The organism is Dactylosporangium sp. NPDC048998 (assembly GCF_043197855.1).
Lineage (GTDB): Bacteria > Actinomycetota > Actinomycetes > Mycobacteriales > Micromonosporaceae > Dactylosporangium.
This window is the reverse complement of sequence record NZ_JBICTV010000084.1, coordinates 1-5,747: the sequence shown is the minus strand read 5'-3', so window position 1 is coordinate 5,747 and position 5,747 is coordinate 1. Positions and strand designations below refer to the sequence as shown.

Sequence of the window (5,747 nt, the reverse complement as noted above, 5' to 3'; positions counted from 1 at the left end):
CCGCTTGTTGCGCAGGCCGCAGCGTTTGGCACAGTTGTCAAGCCCCGGGTTTGATCGCCATCCGCAACGCATCGAGGGCCGGGTCCGTGCAGAGCGAGGTGGCCACCTGCCAGCCGACGATCATGCGGGAGAACACGTCCAGGATGAACGCCGCGTACACCTACCCCGCGCTCGTGCGGAGGTAGGTGAGGTCCGCGACCCACAACTCGTTCGCCCCGGGTCGCGGTGAAGTCACGTTCAGCGAGGTCACCGGGGCGTGCGGTCTCGGGCGCGTTCGCCCGCCGCAGGTGCTGCAGCGCCAGCTCGAAGACGAAGAAGGTGAGCAGCCCGGCCGCTCGAAACGCGGCCGGGAGCTTGCACACCGGGCACTCAGGCGGAGAGAAGGCCGCCATCGATGACCACAGACTGTCCCGTGATGTATGCCGCGGCCGGACTGAGCAGGTACATGATGAGGGCGGCCACCTCCTCCGGATCGCCCTGCCGGCCCAGCGGCACCCGCGCAACAACGCCGTCCACGGCTGCCTCCGTGTCGGGCTGGGCCCTCCAGTACGGATCGTTGAATGGGGTGTCGATCCACCCCGGACACACACTGTTGACGCGAACTCCGCTGCCCGCGAGCTCGACCGCCAATGATCGGGTCAGGCTGATGAGTGCGCCCTTGGACGCGGCATACGCAAAAGTGCCGGGGCTGCCGCGGTGAGCCGCGGTCGAGCCCGTAAACACGATGCTCCCGCGGGTGTTCGCCAGCGCGGCCATGGCCGCCTGCGCAAGCAGATATGGGGCTCGCACGTTCACCGCCATTGTCGCCTCCCACGCCTCGAACTGGAAGGACTCCAAGGGAGCAACGACGTGCAGACCGGCCGTCACGACGACGTGGTCGAGCCGCCCGAATGCCTGCAGGGCTGCGGCCACGGCGGCCTTCGGCGCGTGCCGGTCGGCCAGGTCGTGATGCCCCACGACGATCCGCCCCTGAGCCTCCTGCGCCGCCACCTCCCCCGCAGCCGAGTCATTAACGTCGGCCAGGTAAACGTCGGTCCCGGCGGCGCGCAGAGCCCGCACCGTCGCACGTCCGATCCCGGTGGCGCCGCCCGCGACCAGCGCGGAGGTCACGCGCCAGTCACCGCGTACGCCCGGTAGTTGGCCGATCCCGGCCCGGCCGCACGGTTCTTCACCACGGCAGCTGCGCGGTACACCGCCGAGCTCGGCGTGGCATCACGGACGACGGCCGGGACGTCACCGCCCTCCCCGCGGCTGTCGGCCAGGGCGTCGAGGATCCGTGTGAGAAACTGGGGCAGGTCGTTCGGCAGTTGCGATGTGATGAGATTGCCATCGACAACGACGGCCTCGTTACGCCAGTCGCCACCAGCATGAATCACATCGTCCTTGATGACAGGGACCGAGGTGACGGCACGCCCCTTCACGATGTCCGCGCTCGCCAGCAGCCACCCCGCGTGGCAGATCGCCGCGACCGGGGCGCCACGGCCATCCAGGGCGCGAACGAATTCGACGAAGCTTCGTTCCCGGCGCAGGTACTCGGGTGAAAAGCCGCCCGGCACGATCACCGCGTCGAAGTCGTCTGCCGACACATCCGCGATGCCGACTTCGGCCACAACCGGGTAGCCCAGCTTGCTGGCGTACACCTCCCCCGCGCGGGAGCCTACGATCGTGACCTTCGCGCCGGCCTCACGCAGCCGCAGGACCGGATACCACAGCTCCAGCTCCTGGTACAGGTTCTCGGCAAGGACAGCAACTCGAGCCTTCTGCAGTTCCATCAAGTCCTCCGTCAGACCGCAATCGAAAAGATGCGTCGGGGGTTGTGAATCATGATCTTGTCGAGCTGTTCGTCGGTGACACCTTTGGACTTCAAGCGCGGAACCCAGCTGGTGAACATGTAGTTGAGGTCGACTTTCTCGTTCTCCAGTTGCGGGTCGGACTCGGTGACCGTCGCACGGGGGTTGAAGAACCACCGATCGAACGAAAGAACGATGCGATCCAAGTAGCCGTCCTCGATGAGCTCCACGAGGGCATTGGCCATCGCCTCGTCCAGCTCTTCCGCGCTATCGATGCGCCAGGGAATGCCGATGTGGTCGAGCTGGACGTTCGCGCCCATCTTGAGGACCTCGCGCATCATGTTGAGCTGAGGCGGCACGAAGGCGTGGCCGATGATCACCTTTGACAGGTCCATGCCGACCTCGTCGAGGATCTCGAGCTGCTCGCGTCCGGGGTTGGTGACCTGGAAGTCCATCGGGTCGATGTGCGTGTTGATGCCGCAGCCGGTTTCCATGGCCGCCCTGCCGGCGGCCCGGATCAGGCGGTCCTCCACTTCGTGGACGTGGCGACCGTACGCGCCCACCGGGCTCGGCTTGGGGAAGACGCTTTCCTGACCGGTGGCGATCTTGATGGCGCCGGCCTTGTACGGCGTCTGCTGCCACGCGAACACCATGCCCTCAGTGAGGTCCCGCACGAAGAACTCCGTGAGCTCCTCGACGGTCTGCCGACGCCAGTAGTAGGGCACGCCCATGCGTTCCGGGAAGAACCCGGTGATCGCCACGACGTTGATGCCGGTGCGCTTGGCGACGTCCACCATGAACTGCGGGTGACGGCCGACCTCCGCCGGGGTCATGTCGATGAGGGTTTTGTAACCGTTGGGGAGCATGCCATCGGTGATCTGGCCGCTGACCCGTTCTACGGCGGCGGGGTGGTCGAATACGGTCCGGTGGTCCAGCTCGGCCCCTGGATACCCGTAGAGCAGGTGCTCGTGGGTGAGGATGCGACCGGACTGCTCGGCCGGGACGTCACCCAGCACGGTTCGCAAGATGTGCATGACGAACTCTCCTTTGACGTCGAGGAACGGCGGCTCAGCCGGCCAGCTCGGTGCACAGCCGGGCGACCAGGGAAGGAAGGGCATCGGCGTCCACCGCGACACGGTCGGGATCGACGTCGAGGACGAGCTCCCGAACCAGGTGAGCACCAGAGCCGCTCGCGAAAATGGGCACCTCCGCAGCGCGCAGCCGCCTGAGAAGAGCCACCTGCTCGTCGCTGAGTGCCGGGCGACCGACAACGGTCCCCGGCACTACTAGTGCATCCACCGCCTCGGCCACGACCTCGCCTGAGGCCGTGTCCCCGAGAATCGGGTATCCCAAGTGGCTCTCACACGGGCCCTCCCCCGGACCGACGACCTTGACCTCCGCCCCCTCCTCCCTGGCGCGCAGGACTGGGTACCAGAACTCAAGCTCCTGGTAGCCGTCGAAGGCGAAGACGACGATCGAACGATTGGACAAAGTCATGAGGAGTGGCCTGACCTCTCAGATAACTGGTCTGCTAGATGAACCAGTTGCAGTGTGCCACACGATTATTCGGTTGGGAAGGTCCGCCATGAAGCGCAGCGTGCGGTTCCGCCGATAACGCGGAGGGTTGATGAGCAGGCCAGAGCCTGCTCATGGGTGATGTTCAACGGTTCCGATGTATCGATGTTCTTTTGTGTACCAGGCGGCCTCGTACTCGTCTGGTGACCCAGCGACGGTCTTCACGGCGGGGCTTTGTTCCGGCCGTTCCACGCCCGGATCTGCGGCCCGGCGGCAAACTTGCCGCCGGGCAGGCGCACGGCGCCGGACAGTCGGTCCTGCACCTACTCACGCAACCGCTCGTGCAACACGAGTTTGGCGGTCTTGGGCGTTTGGCCCGCCGATCCGCATGCGTCCGGTTCGCCTGATGGCTGGCCGGGATTGGTCGTGATGCCGGACTGCCGACACTAGACCGCGCGAAACGGCGTCATCCGGGCCGTCGAGGCTGCGGTTCGGATGCGTTGGGTCAGGAGCCGGGCTGGGCTGAGGTGAACTTGTTGCGTGCGTACGAGGCGGCCCCCAGAAGTGCCGCGTCCTCGTCGTCCGCCACGTGGTGCAGCTCTGTTCGGGCCCAGTGCGGCCGGGTTTGGTCCCAGTGCGTTCGTGCCGCTCGGCCGAACCATGTGTCCGGGGCCAGGGTCGCGCCGGCCAGGATGATGCGGCGGGGATCATGCGTCGCGACGATCGTGCGCATGCCGGCGGACAATGCGACGGCGGACCGGTTGAGGATCTCGGCCGCCCGGCTGTCGCCGTCCCGGGCGGCGTCTTGAAGGTCTCCGGCGTGCAGGACGCGTCCACTGCGTGCGCGCGCAGCGAGCAGGGGACTCGACCCTGTCTGGGCGAGTGCGTTTGCGGCTTCAGCCAGGATCCGTCCAGAGACCAGCTGCTCCAGGCAGCCGGTGCCGCCGCACGGGCAGCGTGGGCCATCGACGTCGATGACCACGTGGCCGAAGTCACCGGCTCCTCCGAGTCCGGGGTCCAGCGAACCGTCTTTGACCACCGCTCCGCCGATGCCGGTACCCATGGTCAAAACGGCGGTCGTCCCGTGCGGCCAGCGCGCTGCCACGCCCAGTGCTGTGGCCTGGGCGTCGTTGAGCAGGTAGGTGGGCAGTGGCAGGTGCGGACGCAGGGCGGCGGCGACGTCGGTCCCGTCGGTGAAACCGAGGTTGAGGGCGGTGCCGACGACGCCTTCCTGGATCACACCCGCGAGTCCTACGCCCACCGCCATGGGAGGCTGGGCGAGGTTTGCGGTGATGCGTAGGACCATGTCCGCGACGGTGGTGTACTGCTCTGCCAGACTCTGCGGTTTGGCGCGCCGGTCCTTGCGCACGACCGTGCCGCCCGACACGGCGGCTACCCTGATCCAAGTCCCACCCCAGTCGACGGCGGCCACGAGGGTGTCGTGACCGCCGTCGACCGCGGGATCAGCCAACGCTGCCCGGCCGATACTCGCCGGCCACCGAGAAGATGCACGAGGCGGGGTCGTGGCTCATGTTGTAGAACGAGTGTTGCGTGCCGGCCGGGATTCGCACACCGTCCCACGGGTTCAGCTCGACCCACTTCTTCGTGCCGGAGAACTCGACGTGCAGGTTGCCTGACTCCACGAAGACCACCTTGTCCGCGCCGTGGCTGTATTCGCCACTTCGCTGGCCGCCCAGGAATGACATCTTCCCGGCGGTGAGGTGTTCCGTACTGGCCAGGATTCCCACGAGGATCTCGCGGCCCCGAATGCTGCCTTCCATGCGCCAGAGGATGTCGGCCTCCCGGATCATCCATGTGGTCCGCTCACGTGGGGTGTCGCGGGCCATCGGCCAGTTTCCGAGCAGCTCGTCCTGGCCCTGCTTCGGCGGACCCTCGAGCGGGGGTTGGGCGCGAGCGTAGGCTCCGCCCGTTCCGGACTTGGGAGCAGGCTGGAAAAACTCGAGCATCCGCAGTTGCACATTGCTGTGGTTCCACTGGTAGTGCCATGTGTCCTTGCGGAAGAAGATGGCCTCACCAGGGTTGACGACGAAGACCTCGCCGGTGACCGGGTTGCTCTGGACCATGCGCCCCTCGAGCACGTAGAAGAGCTCGTCCGCTCCGAACACGGTGGGGTTGGCGGGCGAGGAGATCGCGGAACCGTTCGGCGGCATGCCGACGATGTTGAGGTTCATCGTCGCGTCGTCAGCGTAGAACCAGTCGCACAGCCGTCCGGTGGTCTCGTCACCCCAGGTGCGCCGCTCGAGGTCTTGGTATCGAAGGACTTCCGGCTCGCGGGTGGTCTCGTCTGTCATTTCGCCTTCTCGGGTCGGACGCTTTCACGTTGAATCCAGCCAAGCACGTGAAGCTAACTGGTCTGTATGTTGAACCAGTCTGATGGATCGGGTCGACCGTGTCAAACGCTGCGGCCTGCGCAACAAGCGA

At 66.4% G+C, this 5,747-nt stretch carries 7 protein-coding genes; all 7 read right to left on the bottom strand.

Annotated elements, in window-relative coordinates; genetic code table 11:
- Positions 1–37: 37 nt before the first annotated feature.
- Positions 38–160 (bottom strand): hypothetical protein, encoded by a 123-nt coding sequence (locus ACGFI8_RS47790; protein WP_392815741.1) that lies wholly within the window; start codon positions 158–160, stop codon positions 38–40.
- Between the two features lie 209 nt (positions 161–369).
- Positions 370–1,110: an SDR family NAD(P)-dependent oxidoreductase gene (locus ACGFI8_RS47785; protein ID WP_392815738.1), complete on the bottom strand. Its 741-nt coding sequence runs from the start codon at positions 1,108–1,110 to the stop codon at positions 370–372.
- On the bottom strand, positions 1,107–1,772 hold the full coding sequence (locus ACGFI8_RS47780; RefSeq protein WP_392815736.1) for a type 1 glutamine amidotransferase domain-containing protein: 666 nt from the start codon (positions 1,770–1,772) through the stop codon (positions 1,107–1,109). Before ACGFI8_RS47780 ends, ACGFI8_RS47785 begins: the two co-directional genes overlap by 4 nt.
- A gap of 11 nt (positions 1,773–1,783) precedes the next feature.
- Positions 1,784–2,806 (bottom strand): hypothetical protein, encoded by a 1,023-nt coding sequence (locus tag ACGFI8_RS47775; protein ID WP_392815733.1) that lies wholly within the window; start codon positions 2,804–2,806, stop codon positions 1,784–1,786.
- A gap of 52 nt (positions 2,807–2,858) precedes the next feature.
- Positions 2,859–3,281 carry a DJ-1/PfpI family protein gene (locus tag ACGFI8_RS47770; RefSeq protein ID WP_392815731.1) on the bottom strand — a complete coding sequence of 141 codons (423 nt, stop codon included), beginning with the start codon at positions 3,279–3,281 and terminating at the stop codon, positions 2,859–2,861.
- 529 nt (positions 3,282–3,810) lie between these two features.
- Entirely contained in the window at positions 3,811–4,737 is a 927-nt protein-coding gene (locus ACGFI8_RS47765; RefSeq protein WP_392815728.1) for an ROK family protein, read from the bottom strand.
- A 31-nt stretch (positions 4,738–4,768) separates the two neighbouring features.
- Positions 4,769–5,617: a cupin domain-containing protein gene (locus ACGFI8_RS47760; protein WP_392815725.1), complete on the bottom strand. Its 849-nt coding sequence runs from the start codon at positions 5,615–5,617 to the stop codon at positions 4,769–4,771.
- Positions 5,618–5,747 lie beyond the last annotated feature (130 nt).